The 17,835-nt window shown below is 54.6% G+C and carries 14 protein-coding genes; 5 read left to right on the top strand and 9 right to left on the bottom strand.

The genetic code is table 11. From position 1 onward, the window contains the following. Window positions 1-983: 983 nt before the first annotated feature. Window positions 984-2,318: a thymidine phosphorylase gene (locus tag DDZ13_RS02820; RefSeq protein ID WP_110130265.1), complete on the bottom strand. Its 1,335-nt coding sequence runs from the start codon at window positions 2,316-2,318 to the stop codon at window positions 984-986. Between the two features lie 270 nt (window positions 2,319-2,588). On the opposite strand from DDZ13_RS02820, the gene argS reads away from it, so the two are divergent. Beyond that, window positions 2,589-4,370, top strand: a complete 1,782-nt coding sequence (gene argS / locus DDZ13_RS02815) for an arginine--tRNA ligase (protein ID WP_110129914.1) — start codon at window positions 2,589-2,591, stop codon at window positions 4,368-4,370. 95 nt (window positions 4,371-4,465) lie between these two features. On the opposite strand, the gene DDZ13_RS02810 is transcribed toward argS, so the two are convergent. The 3 genes from DDZ13_RS02810 to DDZ13_RS02800 all read right to left on the bottom strand — a co-directional run bounded on the left by DDZ13_RS02810 (window position 4,466) and on the right by DDZ13_RS02800 (window position 8,234). Then, a complete protein-coding gene (locus DDZ13_RS02810; RefSeq protein ID WP_110129913.1) occupies window positions 4,466-5,896 on the bottom strand; it encodes a PDZ domain-containing protein in 1,431 nt (476 codons plus the stop codon). A 7-nt stretch (window positions 5,897-5,903) separates the two neighbouring features. After that, on the bottom strand, window positions 5,904-7,352 hold the full coding sequence (locus DDZ13_RS02805) for a S1C family serine protease (RefSeq protein ID WP_110130264.1): 1,449 nt from the start codon (window positions 7,350-7,352) through the stop codon (window positions 5,904-5,906). A gap of 366 nt (window positions 7,353-7,718) precedes the next feature. Next, window positions 7,719-8,234, bottom strand: coding sequence for a transposase (locus tag DDZ13_RS02800; protein WP_110129912.1), 516 nt, complete (start codon window positions 8,232-8,234; stop codon window positions 7,719-7,721). Window positions 8,235-8,626: 392 nt separating this feature from the next. Here DDZ13_RS02800 and DDZ13_RS02795 point away from each other — a divergent pair, with 392 nt between their 5' ends. Together DDZ13_RS02795 and DDZ13_RS02790 are read left to right on the top strand one after the other, a co-directional pair. Continuing rightward, window positions 8,627-10,057: an alkaline phosphatase D family protein gene (locus DDZ13_RS02795; RefSeq protein ID WP_110129911.1), complete on the top strand. Its 1,431-nt coding sequence runs from the start codon at window positions 8,627-8,629 to the stop codon at window positions 10,055-10,057. Window positions 10,058-10,220: 163 nt separating this feature from the next. Then, complete coding sequence (locus tag DDZ13_RS02790) at window positions 10,221-11,258, top strand: hypothetical protein (RefSeq protein WP_110129910.1); 1,038 nt, start codon at window positions 10,221-10,223, stop codon at window positions 11,256-11,258. A gap of 17 nt (window positions 11,259-11,275) precedes the next feature. Here DDZ13_RS02790 and DDZ13_RS02785 read toward each other — a convergent pair whose 3' ends face one another. The 3 genes from DDZ13_RS02785 to hisG all read right to left on the bottom strand — a co-directional run bounded on the left by DDZ13_RS02785 (window position 11,276) and on the right by hisG (window position 14,262). Further along, a complete protein-coding gene (locus DDZ13_RS02785; protein ID WP_158279757.1) occupies window positions 11,276-12,322 on the bottom strand; it encodes an agmatine deiminase family protein in 1,047 nt (348 codons plus the stop codon). Between the two features lie 161 nt (window positions 12,323-12,483). Continuing rightward, window positions 12,484-13,380, bottom strand: coding sequence for a carbon-nitrogen hydrolase (locus DDZ13_RS02780; protein WP_110129908.1), 897 nt, complete (start codon window positions 13,378-13,380; stop codon window positions 12,484-12,486). Next, window positions 13,381-14,262 carry an ATP phosphoribosyltransferase gene (gene hisG / locus DDZ13_RS02775; protein ID WP_110129907.1) on the bottom strand — a complete coding sequence of 294 codons (882 nt, stop codon included), beginning with the start codon at window positions 14,260-14,262 and terminating at the stop codon, window positions 13,381-13,383. A 133-nt stretch (window positions 14,263-14,395) separates the two neighbouring features. Between hisG and bcp the strand changes: the two genes are divergently transcribed. After that, the gene (gene bcp, locus DDZ13_RS02770; protein ID WP_110129906.1) at window positions 14,396-14,872 is read left to right on the top strand and encodes a thioredoxin-dependent thiol peroxidase; all 477 of its coding nucleotides are present in this window, start codon (window positions 14,396-14,398) and stop codon (window positions 14,870-14,872) included. A 1-nt stretch (window position 14,873) separates the two neighbouring features. Continuing rightward, entirely contained in the window at window positions 14,874-15,611 is a 738-nt protein-coding gene (locus tag DDZ13_RS02765; RefSeq protein ID WP_110129905.1) for a response regulator transcription factor, read from the top strand. A gap of 329 nt (window positions 15,612-15,940) precedes the next feature. On the opposite strand, the gene DDZ13_RS02760 is transcribed toward DDZ13_RS02765, so the two are convergent. Together DDZ13_RS02760 and DDZ13_RS02755 are read right to left on the bottom strand one after the other, a co-directional pair. Then, window positions 15,941-17,650 (bottom strand): GspE/PulE family protein, encoded by a 1,710-nt coding sequence (locus DDZ13_RS02760; RefSeq protein ID WP_110129904.1) that lies wholly within the window; start codon window positions 17,648-17,650, stop codon window positions 15,941-15,943. Continuing rightward, window positions 17,647-17,832: a hypothetical protein gene (locus tag DDZ13_RS02755; RefSeq protein WP_110129903.1), complete on the bottom strand. Its 186-nt coding sequence runs from the start codon at window positions 17,830-17,832 to the stop codon at window positions 17,647-17,649. The genes DDZ13_RS02760 and DDZ13_RS02755 overlap by 4 nt, the downstream gene beginning before the upstream one ends. Window positions 17,833-17,835 lie beyond the last annotated feature (3 nt).

Raw genomic sequence — 17,835 nt, 5'->3', positions numbered from 1 at the left:
TTCCAGCGGCGGCACTCGCATTGACTACCTCGACTGGTTGGCACCATTATTTTCATAGATCTTGGTAATGTAGGAAATATGCCATTAGAGCAAATAGACCGAGTGCTGCGGAGCCACCTAAAAGAAATGCCCACCATGGAGCTGTCTTCCCTTTCTTTTTCTTATCGAAAGGCCAATGCCTGTAGGTTCGCCATAGCATAATCGCGATCACGGAAAGCAATAATACGTGCAAACTCCATTCTTCGATTGCCAAAGACATTGGAAACTCCAATTGGCTCATCATGTAGAAGCAAGCTCCGGTTGCTATCAGGTAGGGAGTCCAAAGGACGATGCAGCACGAGAATACTGCAAACGCAGAAGGAAAGACTATTTCTGAATATTCGTAGGGGAGAAAACGGCTAATTATTAGGCAGGCTGCCGAAGCTGGCAAAGCATATAGACTTGGCTTCAGCAGAACCCGGATCGGTCTGGCTAGCGGTTTGTCGAAATTCATTTCATTCTGCCAACAGTGTTAACAGCGTCATTGAATGACGCATATCATGGGGGCGTTTTTGCGGAATACATAAGCGATAAACCGTTAAACTTTACGGACTATAGCTAGTATGGTCAGCAAAAATCGAGTTTCGCGCGATTTTTATCCGGTTGCCCGGGACTAGCAAAACTTTTTTCTCAGCCTTGGTATTTCCACGAAATACGTCGTTCAGAAGCCCATTTCGGGACGAATGACGCAATATCAGGAAAGATCCCCGGGTTCCGTGATGTGATTTTTATTCACAAGAGACTAATGTACAGCGACTTGAGGATTTTTCGTGTGTGTTAGCAGTTTGATAACAAAACAGCGAATGCGTCATTCCTCTGACGAGCGAATGCTACGTGGTACGGGTCGGTCGCGGTATTATTCAGGAGCCTTAACTGGCCTGCTTATCGAGCAAACAAAAAACCCCGTCCGAAGACGGGGTTTTGAAAAAATGTTCCGGGACTGATTAAGCCACGCGCTCGACGATGAGCTCCGGTGGGTTCGGGCGCTTCGGTGCCAGGCGGTAGGCGGTCTTGAGGAACTCGAGGGCCTCTTCCATCTTGGCTTCATCGTTGTAGTGGATCATCATGAGTGGCTCACCCTGCTTGACCTGCGTACCCACCTTCTTGATTTCGGAAACACCGACGGCCGGATCGTACTTGCCGTTCTTCTTCTTGGCCAGCTTGGCCACACCTTCGGCGATGAGCCCGGCATTAATGGTGTGCACGTAGCCGCGCTTCGGTGCGGGCAGTTTACGGATGTGCTTCGCGGTCGGGAACTTGTCCGGATCATCAATCACGGAAGTATCACCTCCCTGTGCTTCGACCATCTCCTTGAACTTTTCGAGGGCGGAGCCGTCCTTGAGGTGACGCTGGACGGTTTGCTTGGCCGAGAGAGTGGACCCGGCCACACCGGCGAGACGGACGATTTCCATGCCGAGCTTGAGCACAAGCTCCTGCAAATCTTCCGGACCTTCGCCCTTGAGAAGGTCGATTGCCTCCTTCAGTTCGAGGGCGGTGCCTACGGTGTCGCCAAGCGGTTGATTCATATCCGTCACCAGTGCCACGCAGCGGCGCTTCATCGAGCGGCCGACGCGGGTAATGGAACGGGCGAGCTGTTTGGCCTGCTCCACATCTTTGATGAAGGAACCGTTGCCCCACTTCACGTCGATGACGAGCCCTTCGGCCCCTTCCGCCAGCTTACGGCTGAGCACCGAACCGGTGATGAGCGGCAAGCTCGGGATCGTACCGGTCTGCAGGCGCATCTTGTAGAGAATACTGTCCACGGGTGCGATCTCCTCATCCTGCTGGATAAAGGTGCAGCCGACTTTCTTAAGCTGAGCCTTAAAACCCTTGAGGTCCAGAACCGGGTTGAATTTCGGAATGGCGGAGAGCTTGTCGAGATTGCTGATGACATGCTCTTCGTCGACCCCGTTCATGGTGGGCATCACCACACCTGCGGCCGCGGCAAGCGGGGCCAGAACCAGTGTCGTCTTGTCCCCGACACCGCCGGTGGAATATTTGTCGATCTTAGGACGGGTAATCCGTGTCAAATCGATTACTTCGCCGGAGAGCATCATTTCTTCGGCAAAAACTGCGGTTTCCTGAGCCGACATGCCCTGGAAATAAACCGCCATGGCAAAGGCAGCTTGTTGATATTCCGGCATTTCCTCGTCGAGAATGGAATCGACGATATAACGGATTTCCTCGTCGGAAAACTCGCCGCCGTCACGCTTCTTCTCCAGAAGATAGCTGTAGGACGGCTTGATAAACTTACGCGCGCTAATGATCTTTTTTCTCATTGAATGAGTTGTGTATGTATGTTGGTGAAAGCCGTTCGAGACGGCATAAGCCTTTTTTTGCATAGGATTCTGCGCTCATTGTCGAGCCTAAAGTGACCAGCCGGTTGAATCAGCCGCGGTCCATGACTGCCCCGCAAAGAGCCACTAAGGACCGATTTTTGATTCCCGATCGCGCCAAATCACTCAACAACAAGAGATCCACTCCCCAACAACCCACCACCCAACCACCTTCAGGCTTGACCCCCGGCATTTGCATTCTTGCTTGGCCAGATGCAGGTTTGGTTCAACCCATCGCTCGTTATTGATCAACACGTTCGCAGCATCGCTGCCGAGCTCGAAGACTTCGGTCCCGAATTCGACCCGGTGGTACGCCCGGCCGATCCCAAGTTCGGTGACTTTCAGGTCAACGGCGTATTGGGTCATGCCAAGCGGCAGAAAGCCAATCCGCGCGAACTCGGGCAAAAATTAATCGACGCGCTGCTAGCCTCCGGAGTATTCGATCCTGAGATGGTCGAGCTTTCGTTGGCTGGCCCCGGATTCATCAATTTCAAGCTGAGCAGTGCCTTCCTCTGGCAATGGCTGCAGGCCTACTCCACCCCGGACGACTACCAGTCCGGCGCGCGCGAACTGAAACACGGCCGCAAAGTGGTCATCGACTACCCGAGTGCCAATACCGCCAAGCAGGCCCACATCGGGCACCTCCGCCCCATGGTGATCGGAGAGGCCATCGCCCGTCTACTCGACTTCTGCGGCGCCGACACCATCCGCGACAACCATATCGGCGACTGGGGCACGAACTTCGGCACCCTGATCATGAAGATCAAGCGCGACAACATCGACCTGGATACGCTTGAGGGCGAAAGTGCGCTGGCCACACTGGACCAGCTCTACAAGGACGGTTCGGCCCTGGAAAAGGAACAGCCCGAACTGCGCGACGTCTCGCGCGACGAGCTGGTCAAGCTGCAGAACGGCGACCCGGACAACACCGCGCTCTGGCAGCAGATCGTCGACATCTCAATGGCGGCCTTTGACAAGCTCTTCGAGCAGATGGGGGTACACGTGGACATGGCCCTGGGCGAGTCCTTCTACCGCGACAAAGTCGAGCGCATCTACGAGGAGCTCACCGATGCCGGTCTGGCCGAAGAGAGTGAAGGCGCACTGGTGGTCTGGCACGACGAGGTAAAAAAATTTGCCCGCGACAACGAACGCCCCTACCCCTTCAATATTCGCAAGAAAGACGGCGCCTCCAACTACGCCACCACCGACCTCGCCACCATTCTCTACCGCGTGGAAGAATTCAAGGCCGACGAGGTGATCTACCTGACCGACGCGCGTCAGCAGGACCACTTCCAGCAGCTCTTTCTGACCACGGAGAAATGGTTTAAGGCCAAGGGCTATCCATTGCCCGAGATGAGCCACGTCTGGTGGGGCACGATTCTGGGCGAGGATAAAAAACCCTTCAAAACCAAGTCCGGGGAATCGATCAAACTCCAGGCCCTCCTGGATGAGGCCCGCGAACGCGCTTATTCCGTGGTCACGGAAAAGAATGCCGACCTCTCGGAAGACGAGCGGCGCGATATCGCCGATGCCGTCGGCATCGGCGCACTCAAATACGCCGACCTTTGCAGCAATCGCACGCAGGATTATGTCTTCGACTGGAACCGTATGCTCAGCTTTGAAGGGAACACCGCACCCTACCTTCTTTATGCGGTCGCCCGGATCAACAGCATCTTCCGGAAAGGGGGAGCGAGCCCCGAAGACAGCTTTGCCGAGGCCAGTCCGCTTGAAACCGAGCCCGAGCATGCGCTCGCCCGGAAGCTGATGGGCTTTGTCAACGCGCTGGAACTGACGCTGAACGACTTGCGCCCCCACTTCCTCTGCACTTACCTGTACGAACTGGCCAGCGCCTACAGCAGTTTCAACAACGCCGACCGTGTTCTGGTGGATGAGCCGGAGATTAAAGCACGCCGGCTGCTACTCTGTGCCCGAACACGCACAGTTCTGAAAACCGGCCTCGAATTACTGGGTATCCGCACGCTGGAAAAGATGTAATGCGACCGGAAGCTAGCCCGCGATCAATCACCCACATCGCATATCCCGCATCACGTATCCCGCATCACGTATCCCGCATCACGTATCCCGTAAAGCTACAACTGACTCCCACTCGGAATCCGGTAATTTTGTAAAATCCGGTTGGTGGCGTCCTCCATCTCCCGGGCATCGAGCACAATATGCTGGATGCGCTCCTCGGGCATGAAACGGATGTTGTGGTAGGCGGTTTCGGGTTCTTCCAGAGCAGTCTGGATATCATTCAGATTGTTGATTGTTCGACCATTAATCTCGTCGACCAGCACGTAGCGGAGGTCTTCGTAGCCAAGGTTATAATCATCGGGCAGGACACCGCTCAGGACAACCAGCCCCTTGCGCCCGTTGACTCCTTTTTGCTGGCTGTAGTAGTCGAGCAAAGGCGGGATGTTCTTACCCAGCGCTTCAAGCAAAGGCCCGTTAAGCGGCTGGAAAACCAGACCTCCTTCAATCAGATATTGCGGCGGGGCATCGTAGCGACGATCCGGGATCAGGCCCTTCTCGAAGTCGGCCCGCGGCAGAGTGTAGTCCACGCGCTGTTCTTTACCGTCACGCCAGATCTTGAAGGCAATGCTCTCACCGGCCGCATGCGCCCGCGTAGCCAGACCACTCATGGAAAGCCGGCCGTAATCGGGATCGATGTATTTCCCCTCACTATCAATCTCGAATCCATCGATCTCTAAAATCACGTCGCCGACCTGCAGCGCATCCGAAGACAAGCCCTTGCCTCCGATTTCGGTGACCACCACACCGACATCACGACGCTCTAAGCCCTTCGATGCCAGCAAGGCCGGATTTTTGCCCCTTATGTATTTAAAATCAAAATAACCCAGCCCGGGATCATTTTCGCGATTGTGGCGCTCAATCACTTTGGCGATAAACTGCGCGGGTAGAATCGTCAGGGTGTCCTTGGATGCGGATGCCGTCAGGCCCACCAGTTGGTTGTCATCGAAAACAACTTCGGACCAACCGGCAGAGCTGATGGTGGAAGAGACCGTCAGCACCAAATGCTGCAAATAGCTCATTTTACTGGTTCCGCTGAAGAGACGGATAATCTCGGCGACCCGTTCCTCGATCCGTCCCCCGCGCCAACGGTAGATTTGCAGTTCACCGCTCTGGGGAATGGTTTTGGCCAGTGCAACCGGCTCCATACCCTTCCAGAAGTCCGGCTCCGGCACATCGAGAATGGCCACATTGGCGTAATAGTCGACCCAGACCAGATCGGCGGTGTATTGCCGGCTCACACCACCCTTCTTGATCCGGCAGAGATACTGCCCCGAGAGACCGTCGGCCGTGGTGAGAATTCGATTGGCCCCGATCAGGATGCCATTCTTGCGGACCTGATCATTCCGTGTGATCCAGGGCGTTCTGTAATCGTAATCCTTCCTGGTGACTTCGATTTCGACAAGCGACGTTTCCGGATTCAACGCCGCGAAGGCTGCCAGCGGAGCCAATGAGAGAGAGAAAAGAATAATTCCAGCGATTTGCTTCATAGTGATCTTAAAGGCGTTGTGCGGATGGAATGTTGTATTGCTGGATGAGTTGCCGGTCGGCTGCCAAGGCATCGGCCCGGTTCAGCGCCTCCTCGGCCCCGGAAAGGAAACGGAAACGATAAAATTCATCCTCGGTATTTTCGAGGGCTGCCTTGAAATCCGCCATGTTGGTAATCTCGCTGCCGTTCAGTTCGGTGAGAATAGAGCGCGAGCCCACGGCAAAATCCACGTTGCTGGGATGCTTCAGGATTTTCGACAGCACGATGGGTTTCTCGCGGGCCTCGTCCTCCCCCAACCGGTTCCGGTAGATCAGCTCGTAGAGAATTTCCGGACTGATCTTGTTGCGCCAGTTACGGCCCAGCGAGCCGAGGTAGTTACTACTGAGTTCGGTAAAGACCAGCCCACCGACGATAATGTAGGGCGGTGGTTCGTACTGGTTCCCCGAAATACGGTCTTCGCGGTTCACGTAGAGTGGTAGCTCGATATCGAGGGCTTCATTCTTGCGCCAGACTTTGAGCTCGATCGATTCACCGTGCTGCACTTCGTCAAAGAGGATGGAGCAGTGCACTCGATTCCCCTGATAAAGAATTGTGCCGTCACTGCCGACCTCGTAGCCGGAAACCTCCAGCAGTACGTCGTTTTCCCGAATCAATTCGTGCGTCTTAGGGAATGGGTGCAGCAGACTGTCGATTCGTGCCCCGGTGTTCGACTGCGGCAGACCGAGCGCCTCGCGAAATGCCGGATTTGTCAGCTTGACGATACTGATCCCCGCGTCGGGAAAGCCGTCATACCTTTCGTCCGCAATGTCTTCCAGAAAATGGCTGATAATAACCGGGGGTATAAAAAATCCGGCATTCTCCAGACCCGGTTTCCCCTGAAAAGAGACACCGACCACTTTGCCGTCCTGGATGACGGGGCCACCACTGTTGCCGGGATTGATCGCAGCATCGGTCTGCACCGTAAGCAGATTACGGTTACTCGGCTGCATGTAGCGCTGCACCTCAATGCGTGAAACCACACCGCTTGTGTAGGAAATCTGGCGACCGCCCGAAGGATAGCCGTAGGTGGTGACCACCGAACGCACACCGGGGAGTTCGCCGATCTCAAGAGCGGGGATGCCCTCAAAAAAAGTGGGATCGTCCACCCGCAACACCGCCAGGTCGCAGTCGTGCCCGATGTATTCCACCGTCGCCCGATAGGGCTGGGGATCCTGAAAACGGTAAACGATGAGCTGTTTCGACCAACTGACAACATGAGCATTCGTCATAATACGCTGGCCTTCGATGACGAACCCGCTGCCCAGGCCTCCACTGACGGGAGAAAAGCGCCAGGGCTCCACCCAGTCCGGCTGTTGCGTGTAGTTGGTAATCTGGACGACCGACTGCTCCGGCCCCGCCGATGCGATATGAATAAAGGCCCAGAAGAATATTATTAAAAGTATAGGTTTTTGATGCATATCGTATCTCAAAAAATTTTCTTCGTCTGCGCTCAATCGACACACACGGATGGGCTATGTTCAAAAGTCATAAGTAGACCGTGATCTCTATTTGCATCCCCTAAAGAACGCGGAGGCCCAATCTCCGTCAAACCAAGAAGAAATTCTCTTTGCTGAATCCAACTGCGCAACCGTACGCCTTCGCGTTTGGTCCGGCCCATCCTATCCACGTAGCCGAACGCCTTCGCGTTTGGTCCATACTCTAGTTTCGTAGTTTGGTCCTCGACCACTTCTTAACCGCAAGGCCTACCGTCCAAAGCCGAAGGGCTTCGGCTACATTCAGATACTCACTTCGAGCGTTTCAGCCATTGGCAGACAGGCAACTGACTACTGGGCCAGCAATTTCCAAAAAAGATCGTTAAAGGCCGGATCTCTGCGGTCCAGATCCGGATAACCGGGCAATAGCGCGCCCAAGTAGGCATAATCCTGCCAATGCTCGACCAATCCGGCTCGCACGGGGTTCATCAGGATATAATTGACCGAATCCGCGTAGCGGCCCGTCGTACGTTCATCTTCACGAACCACATGATCGTGTGCCTGCCGTTGCCAGCGCACCGGACGGATACGCTCCCCAAGGTACTTTCTAAAAAATGAGCATGCTTTGATTTGATCACTCTCGGAACGTGTGCCCACCCAAAAAAGATGAATATGATCCGGCATAATACAGTAAGCCGGAGTCGCCAGCTGATAGCGAATACAGGCGTGCAATAAAACCTCTCGGAAGTTCAAATGAAATTCCCGATTCAAACCAAACTGTTCCCGCTTTTCCGTGGTATGCGTCCAAAAAACATAGGCTTTTCCACGATAATATTCCGGAGCCAGCCTGGGAAGTTTACGCTTCATAGAGTGGACAAAAGGAAAAAAGCAGCCACGAGCAAGGCTCGGATATTTTGAAGAGCATGAAACCCGTAGTATAGTCTGAAATTTCCATGCCGTAGCCGAACGCCTTCGCGTTTGGTCCTCGACCACTTCTTAACCGCAAGGCCCACCGCCCAAAGCCGAAGGGCTTCGGCTAAATTCAAGTTTCTACCGGGGGCGACTTTTTCCTAAGTAATCGCTAACCTACCCACGTAGGCGAACGTCTTCGCGTTTGGTCCATACTCTAGTTTCGTAGTTTGGTCCTCGACCACTTCTTAACCGCAAGGCCTACCGTCCAAAGCCGAAGGGCTTCGGCTACATTCAAGTTTTCGACCAAAGATCTTCCGTTTGATTCACCCTGTACCGATCATATCACATTGTCATCCGACCACACGGATGATGTATTGCTCGATATGCTGCATCGATCTATCCTTCTTCTTTTGCTCGCTCATTGTTGCTCTGCGGCAGGCCCCTACCTCGGCAACGGCGTCAAGGTGGGTGAAGTTGATCAGGACAGTGCCCTGGTCTGGATACGACTGACCGCAAAACCGGCGGCGGACTTTGACCGCCTGCCGATCCTGACGGGAGGTCTGGAGAAGAGAACAAGGGACAACAGCCATATGCCCACCGACATTCTTCCCGGCCAGACGGGCGAGGTCATGATCGAGTATTGGGCCGAGAATGCTGATTCGAATCAAACACACCACACGGGCTGGCACCGCGTAGATCTTGAGCGCGATTTTATCAAACAAGTCGAACTCAACGGGCTGTCTGCAAACACCAGATATGCCTACCGGGTCCAGGCGCGACCGGAGGCCTCGTCAACATGCAGCGCGGTTATCAACGGGAGCTTCCATACCGCACCAAAGCATGAGGATGCAGCGCCGGTCAGGTTCGTCGTCACCACTTGCCAGGCGGTGCGCAGTATCGATTCAGGCCCGGAAGGGCACCACAGCTACCATCAGATGCTGGGCTTTGATCCCCATTTCTTCGTCCACACGGGCGACATTATTTACTACGACAGGGCACCGCTGGCGAAGAACGCGGCCGAGGCCCGCGCCAAGTGGAACCTCATGTTTGCTTATGGCCACAACCGCCGCTTTCACCAGAACGTGACCTCGTACTTCATGAAGGACGACCACGACACCCTCAAAAACGACTGCTGGCCGGGGCAGACCTACGGCGATCTCACCTGGGAAGAAGGGCTCGCTCTTTTTCGCGAACAGGTGCCGATGAAAGAAAAAACCTACCGCACCTTCCGCTGGGGCAAGGACGTGCAGATTTGGATGACGGAAAACCGCGACTTCCGTTCGCCCAACAACATGCCCGACGGCCCCCAAAAAACCATTCTGGGTGAAGCACAAAAAGCATGGCTGAAGCGTACCCTGGAAGAGTCGGACGCGACTTACAAATTTGTGATTACACCGGGCCCAATAGTCGGCCCGGACAAGCGGGGTAAAAACGACAACCACTCCAATGCCGGTTTTTCGCACGAGGGCCGGGAGCTTCGCGACTTCCTCAGCCAACTGGACAATACTTACGTTATCTGCGGGGACCGCCACTGGCAGTATTGCTCGGAAGATCCGAAGACCGGCCTTGTCGAAATGGGCTGCGGCCCGATCAACGACCAGCACAGCTACGGCGGCAATACCGGTTACAAGGCGAAGTTTCACCGCTTCTTCAGCGAAAAGGGTGGCTTCCTCGGCATCACAGTCGAGGACGGCAAAGCCCGCGCCGAATGGTTCGGCGACGATCCGGACTACCCCAATAGCCCCGTGCCTGTCGTTCGCCACCGGGAAGTTCTTTAAGCCTCAGGGCAGGCTGCTGGCGACTGTCTCATTGCCCTACCTTGAACATCGCAAGGCTGTAAGATTAGAAACAGCGCGCAAGAAGCACTCGGGGAAAGACTGACTTACTTTGTCTATGCTTTTAAGCGTGACACCACAACTTACCGCAACATCAATGTAGCTAATGCACACCCCGACCCCCGAAGAAGCCACGTCATTAAACTACCCCGACAACGCAATTCCTTTTCAAATTGAGGAAATCAAAAAGGCAGACGAACTCTTCGATATGACGATCGAGGGGAGCCCGTACGATTTCGAACAAATGCTACCGATCGAGAAACGCGGACAGCGCAGCCTGGCAAAAAAGAAACTGAAGCAACTCAAGGTACTCGACCCTGTAATTCGTGGCATGCTGCACGAGGGAGAAGAAGTCATCTATCTAACCGACGGGGTCAAGGTACACAGCGCCGAGCAACTTTTCATCGGCTGGTTGATGTATTACTACAATCACAATGCATTCATCTTCACGAACGAGCGCATCCTCTTAATCCATGTTATTAAAAAGACGAAGTTGGGTAAGTTTGTGGGGGCGATTAGATATGAGGACCTCCTCAAGGTTAAGACGAGCTTCACCGGTAGTCTCAGGATAAAGTTCAGAAACAAAAAGCAGGTACTCTTCACCCGCGTCGCCGGTCAGGACCGAAAGTTCATCAAGGAATTTCTGGTACCTCTGGTTGAAAACAGCGCAGCCACAGTGGACAAACAGGCACCGATGATTCAGGACCTGTGTCCGGCATGCTATCAAAAGGTCGACGACAAGAATGCATCCGAATGCCCGAGTTGCCAATGCGGGTTCCGCACGCCCAGGCAAGCTGCCATCAGATCCTTAATACTACCTGGATTGGGTGACATTTACCTGGGCTCTGCCCTCGGCTACCTGGAAGCGGCGTTCATGTTATTTTTATGGACTGGCAATATATTCGGAAGCATCGAATTGATCCGTGAAGGTGAAGAGCCTGCGGCTGTCTGGATAAGCACTTTGATATTCCTTGGCATCATTCATCTGCTTGATGCGGCCAAATCCCATTATGTCGCCCGCAAGGGCATATTCCCCAAAGAAGCGATTCAAGGGATTCGCAACCGGCAACAAGCAAAGGTCGGCGAAGGTTACTGCATTCCCACCGCATCAGGTCCCGACACCACGACAAACGAAGCAGTGTAAAGCCTTACAACTGTCGATTATCTGAGCTTCGGCTGATTCTGACTCATACAGTGAAGTGCCCCACCCTCATGGATCAGGTCCGAGCAGTCGAATCCGACGACCTCGCGCTCGGGGAAGCAATCACCGATGATCTCGAGGGCGTCCTGATCCAACTCGGATTGCCCGTAAGTGGGTACGAGCACAGCGCCGTTGAGCACAAGATAGTTTAGGTAACTGGCGGCCAGCGGCTCGCCATTCTGACCCGACACCTCGGGCAGCGGCAGCTGGACGGAGGCGAAGGGATCACCCTGCGGTGTGCGGAAGTTCTGCAACCGCGTGATATTTTCCTGCAAAGCGTCGACATTCGGATTCTTACTGTCGGTGGTATCGGCAATCAAAATCCCATCGCTCTTGAAGAAGCGGGCCAGGTTGTCGATATGCCCGTCGGTATCGTCACCGGCGAGGCCGTCTTTAAACCAGAGAACGGAATCCACGCCCAGCCCGGAGCAAAGTTTTTGCTCCATCTGATGCGTCGATGTTTCGCCGTTGCGATTTTCGTTCAGCAGAACGGCTTCCGTCGTCATGAGCTGACCGTCCCCGTTGCTTTCAATCGCACCTCCCTCAAGCACGGTATCGAAGATGAAGCGCCGCAAGCCGAGCTGATCCGCGATCCAGGCCGAAGCGCGATCGTCCTTTTGCTGTTCGGGAAACTTGTTGCCCCAGGCATTGTAGCGCCAGTCAGCAATGCAAAGTTTGCTGCCGTCCTCATTGATGAGAAAGAGCGGACCAAAATCACGTATCCAGATATCGTCGGTCGTATAATCGTAAAGTTCGATGTCTTTCGCCTCCCCGGAAGAATCGAGCAAGCCGAGCAAGTGCTCGCGGTCCGCCTCGGCGCAGAGCACACGGACAGTCTGATACTTGGCGGCGAGCAAATAGAGCGCAGCCAGTTGTTCTTTGACCCGCTCCAAACGGCCGGGCCAGAGATCGTCCCTGGAGGGCCAGGCGAACCAGACCGCCTCCTGAGGTTCCCACTCTGCGGGAAGCCGGTAGCCAAGTCCTTTCGGTGTGGTCAGTCGCGCCATACCCATAAGCAATGAACACGGAACATCGAACGCTCAACATCGAAAGTGAATAATGACCGGATAGCGGGGGCTGAGACGCAAACCTACGCGCCCACAGAAATACAGGCGGGACGCCTGTGCTAAGTAGAACAGGCGTCCCGCCTGTTTCCTCAAGCAACACCTCAATCCAGCATCCGCCGACTAAGCCCGTCAAAGCTGTCGGTGCGCCGATCACGAAAGAAAGGCCAGATACGGCGGGTGTCTTCGAGGGCCTTTAGGTCACAGTCGGCAAACAAGACCTCTTCTTCCGCAATAGAAGCCCGGGCCACAACTTGGCCGTAAAAGTCGGATACAAAGGATTGGCCCCAAAACTCGGTCTCGCCTTCGGTGCCGGTGCGGTTGACCGCGGCGACATAGCATCCGTTCGCCACCGCATGCCCACGCTGAACTGTCTCCCAGGCATTGTGTTGGGCCTCGCCCAAATCTGCTTTTTCCTTGGGCAGCCAGCCGATCGCGGTCGGATAAAAAAGAATCTCGGCGCCCGAGAGCGCTGCCATCCGGGCGGCTTCCGGATACCACTGGTCCCAGCAAATCAGGACTCCGATCTTGCCGAACTTCGTCTCCCAGACTTTGTAGCCCAGATCTCCAGGAGTGAAGTAGAACTTCTCCTCAAAGCCAGGGTCCTGGGGGATGTGCATCTTGCGGTATTTGCCAAGGTAAGCGCCATCGGCATCCATCACGGCTGCCGTGTTGTGGTAAACTCCGGCGGCGCGGCGCTCAAACACGGCGGCCACGATGACAATGCCCAGCTCGCCGGCCAGGCTCGATAGGGCCTCCGTCGTGGGGCCCGGCACCGGCTCGGCCAGATCAAAAAGCTGCGGATCCTGCTCGCGGCAAAAGTAGGGCAGATTGAAAAGCTCCTGCGTGCAGACGATTTGCGCCCCGCCCTTGGCTGCCTCACGAATGGCACCCTCCGTCCGCTCAAGATTGGACTCGAGCGAGCCTTGGTCCCGCCCTTGAAGCAACGCGATACGGACAGTGCCTGCCTTATGCCCTGCCGAATGGCGGTCTTGCGTCATTTAAAAAACAACCTTGTTCAGCGGGTATTCAACAATTCCCTCCGCCCCGCGTAGCTTCAGCTCAGGAATAATTTCACGGACCACTTTCTCGTCGAGGATCGTCTCGAGCGCCACCCAATTATCATCCGCGAGCTGATTGATGGTGGGATTACGCAGCGAAGCGAGGTCCTCGAGGATCGTATCGAGCTTCGATTTTTCGATATTCAGCTTCAGGCCGACTTTGTTGTTGGCCTCGAGTGCAGCCTGAAGAAGCATGGCGATACTCTCGATCTTCCGACGCTTGTTCCGGTCATTCCAGGCATCCTTGTTGGCGATGAGCACTGTATTGGTGTGGAGCAGCGTGTCGACGATGCGAAGTTTGTTGGCCCGCAACGAGTTCCCCGTTTCCGTAAGATCGACAATGGCGTCGACCAGATCGGGCACCTTCACTTCGGTCGCGCCCCAGGAGAACTCCACCTCGGCGTTCACCCCGTGATCGGCTAAATATTGCTTGGTGATGTTGACCACCTCGGTCGAGATACGCTTACCCTCAAGGTCCTTGACCGTCTTGATCGGCGATGCCTCGGGAACCGCGATCACCCACTTGGAGCGACGATTTGAGGCACGGCTGTAGATCAGGTCGCAGACTTCAACGATTTCCGAATCATTTTCACGCACCCAGTCCTGTCCGGTCAGACCACAGTCAAAATAGCCGTTTTCCACGTAACGGCTCACTTCCTGAGCTCGCACGAAGCGGCCATCCAACTGCTCGTCGTCAATCGACGGGCGGTAGGAACGCGAACTCTTGGAAATCCTGAAGCCTGCTTTGCCAAAAAGGTTAATCGTAGGCTCTTCAAGACTGCCCTTGGGAAGACCAAGCATGAGTAAAGGTGCATTTTCCATAGGGCGGCACAACTTGATCCAGACAGCGATAGGCACAAGTATAAATTTTTTCGACCTCCCTCAACTCCGGTGAAATAAGGAATTGTAAAGTTTTTATTAAGGTCAAAAATAGTAGCTGCTCTACCAAAAGATTATGCCTAAACCCATACCACTCGAAGCCGGCAGCAAAGCTCCCTCCTTTTCATTTATGGAGGCGGGGGAGAAGGTAAGCAGCGCGACACTTGATGGCCCTTGCCTGCTCTACTTCTACCCGAAAGACGATACGCCCGGCTGTACCAAGCAGGCCTGCGGCATTCGCGATGCCTGGAAAAAGTTCCAAAACGCCGGGATCCGGGTCGTGGGCGTGAGCAAGGACAACGACGCCTCACACCGGAAGTTTGCCGAAAAATACAGCCTCCCCTTCCCCCTGATCGCCGATACGGAACTTGAACTGGCCAAAGCATTCGGGGTTTACGGCGAAAAAAAGTTCATGGGAAAAACCTTTGATGGCATCCACCGTATGTCCTTCCTTATTGCCGAGGATGGAAAAATCTTAAAAACCTATCCAAAAGTAAAACCAAACGAACACGCTGAAACCGTGCTCGAGGACTACACTCAACTGACTGCCTAAGATGGAACAATCACCCAAGCCACTCATCGTCATCGCCGAAGACGATAAAGATCTCGCCACTTTGATCGCTACCCAGCTCGACATTGCCGGGATGCAGAGCCAGACCTGCCATCAGGCCAGCCATGTCGAACGCTTCCTGAAAAACAACTTCGCCAATCTACTCCTCCTGGATGTGCACCTGCCGGATGAGTCGGGATTCACACTGATGGATGATCTACGCAAGGGCGGCAACACGACTCCGGTCATCTTCCTCACCGGGGAGAACACGGAAGTGCAAAAAGTGAAAGCCCTGGAAATGGGTGGCGATGACTACATTACCAAGCCATTTGGCTTTCCCGAACTGATCGCTCGGATCAAAGCCGTGCTCCGCCGCGCGGAAACCGCCCACGACAGCAATGTCACCGAAAACGCCACGGTCAGCAATAAGCCCTTTGACTTCTGTGGCGCCGAAGTGAACCCGCAACGACTGGAAGTCACCTTCCCCGACGGCGAAGTGGAAAGTGTGGGCCGGAAGGAACTCGGCATTTTTGTCTATCTCGCGGAGCATCCAAACTCCGTGCTGACCCGGAAGAATCTAATCCACTCTGTCTGGGGTATCCACGCGGATGTGCGCAGTCGATCCATCGATCAGTACATCGTAAAAATCCGTGACCTCTACAAGCGCCACGGCTTGAGTCTCGACGCTTTCCGCACCGTTCACGGCGTCGGCTACATTTACGACGTCAAAGAGCCTGAGTAAACTAGGCGGATGGGGGAGCCAAAGGCGAGCTGCTCCCAACGCACTCCTGCTTTGTCTCGATCACTCTTTAACCGCAAGGCCCACTGACCAAAGCCTAAGGGCTTCGGCTACTTTCAAGCTTCTGATCAATTAACCTTAGCGTTTGCTTCCCCAGCTCCTAAGCCGAACGCCTCAGCGTTTGGTCCATACTCTAGTTTCGTAGCCGAACGCCTTAGCGTTTGGTCTCGATCACTCTTTAACCGCAAGGCCCACCGACCAAGCCTAAGGGCTTCGGCTACTTTCAAGTTTCTGTTCGAAGGCCTATTGTGTCTTCAGCCGGGGAGGCAGACTCACGAATCGGAAATAAAATCGAAGGACGCGTGTGCCTGCAATTCCTCGATCGTGGTAAAGCCGAGCATCACCTTCTTCAGGCCATCATAGCTCAGGGGTTTATAACCTGCCTTGCCCGCAGCCGCCTTCAGCGCTTCTTCGCTCCCCGCGTTGGAGATGATAGTCCGCATCTCATCCGTAATCATGGCGAGCTCATGGAAGGCGATACGCCCGTGATATCCCGTATTCCGGCAATAGGGGCAGCCCTCACCCTCATAAAAAACGGGCGCTTCCACTTCCTTCCAATCGTAGAAGAATTTCCGCAAGATTTCCTTGTCGGGCGTGTAGGAGCGCTTGCAGTGCTCACAGATGCGTGCGGCCAGACGCTGGGCCAAAACCGCCAGAATGGACGGAGCCACCATGTAGGGCTCAATCCCGAGTTCAATTAAGCGGACGACTGCCTGAATCGCGTTATTCGTATGCAGCGTCGAAAAGACCAGGTGCCCGGTCAGGGCCGCTTCCGTTGAAATTTTGGCGGTTTCCAAGTCGCGAATCTCGCCCACCAGGATGACATCCGGGTCCTGCCGGAGCAAAGACCGCAGAATCGTGGAAAACCGGAGATCGATATTATTATTCACCTGCGTCTGGGTGATCCCTTCCATCCGTGTTTCCACGGGATCCTCAATGGTACAAATATTAACGTCGACCGTGTTTATCTCGTGCAGAGCAGCATAGAGAGTCGTCGATTTACCCGAACCGGTTGGGCCTGTCACAAAAATCATACCATTCGGACTGTGGATGATATGTTTAAGGGGTTTGCTGATTTTCTGGGAGATCAGCATCTGATCGAGCGTCCGAAAATCTTTCTTCCCGGTCAAAGCAAGGAGGCGAAGAACCAGTTTCTCGCCGTAAATCGTCGGCATGATCGACACGCGGAAATTTACGTGCTGGGTGCCAAGTGGGATGGAGAACCGGCCATCCTGGGGGAAACGGGCTTCCGCGATGTTGAGATTACAGAGAATCTTAACACGCGAGCGCAGAGCCGGATGCAGTGCCGATGCGATCGTGAAGGTGTCCTGCAAGCGTCCGTCGATACGGAAGCGGATCTTGGTATTATTCATCCGCGGCTCGATGTGAATATCGGAGGCACGCTCTTTGATGGCAAGGTAGAGCAAAGCGTCGCAAAGCCCGATCACCGATTTGGACTCGGCCATATTGGCCAGCTCCTCGGGAGACAGCTGTTTGAGCAGCGCTCCCTGGCTGCGCTCGAGTTGCTCAATCAACTCCTCGACACTTTCGTCCGAGCTGTAATACAGCTCGATCGAATCCTGAACCTCGTTGGTCAGGCAGAACACCGGGCTGATTTGCTTCCCGGTGATGGCAGAGAGTCGGGAAATAAGCGCCTCGTTGTGCGGATCCGGCATGGCAACGGTCAAGGCGTCCTCCACTTCGTACAGTGGCATCAGATTCCCCTTCCGTGCGATTTCCTGAGGCACCGCAGCGATGGCGGAATCACTGATCATGGTCGAGAGCGGATCGACATAAGCAGAGTTGATGCGCGTGCTCCAAAGACGGCACCCCACCTCTTTCGGAATGATCCCGTCATCGATCATATGTTCGACGAGTTCCAGGGAAGATTCATCCGCAGACAACAAGGCCCTGTCATAGACTTCGCTGGAAAGGTTGATTCCGAACTCAGAAAGAAGTTCTTCGCGTATGGTCGCACTCATCTGGCTTTCTTTTTCTTACGCTTGCTCTTGCTGAACATCTTATCGATCTCGGTGGCATCGACCAACTGGCGACCAAACTGGGAATCACGTCGTTCTACCTTAACCTCGTGGAGCATTTCGCGCAAAGAGAACCTGTATTCTCCCGCAGGCGGCTTGGCGGTTGGCATGGTTTCGTCGCTCATTGG

Origin of the sequence: Coraliomargarita sinensis (genome assembly GCF_003185655.1) — a bacterium.
Lineage (GTDB): Bacteria > Verrucomicrobiota > Verrucomicrobiia > Opitutales > Coraliomargaritaceae > Coraliomargarita_B > Coraliomargarita_B sinensis.
The sequence above is the reverse complement of the archived record's forward strand: the minus strand, read 5'-3'. Positions and strand labels throughout refer to the sequence as shown.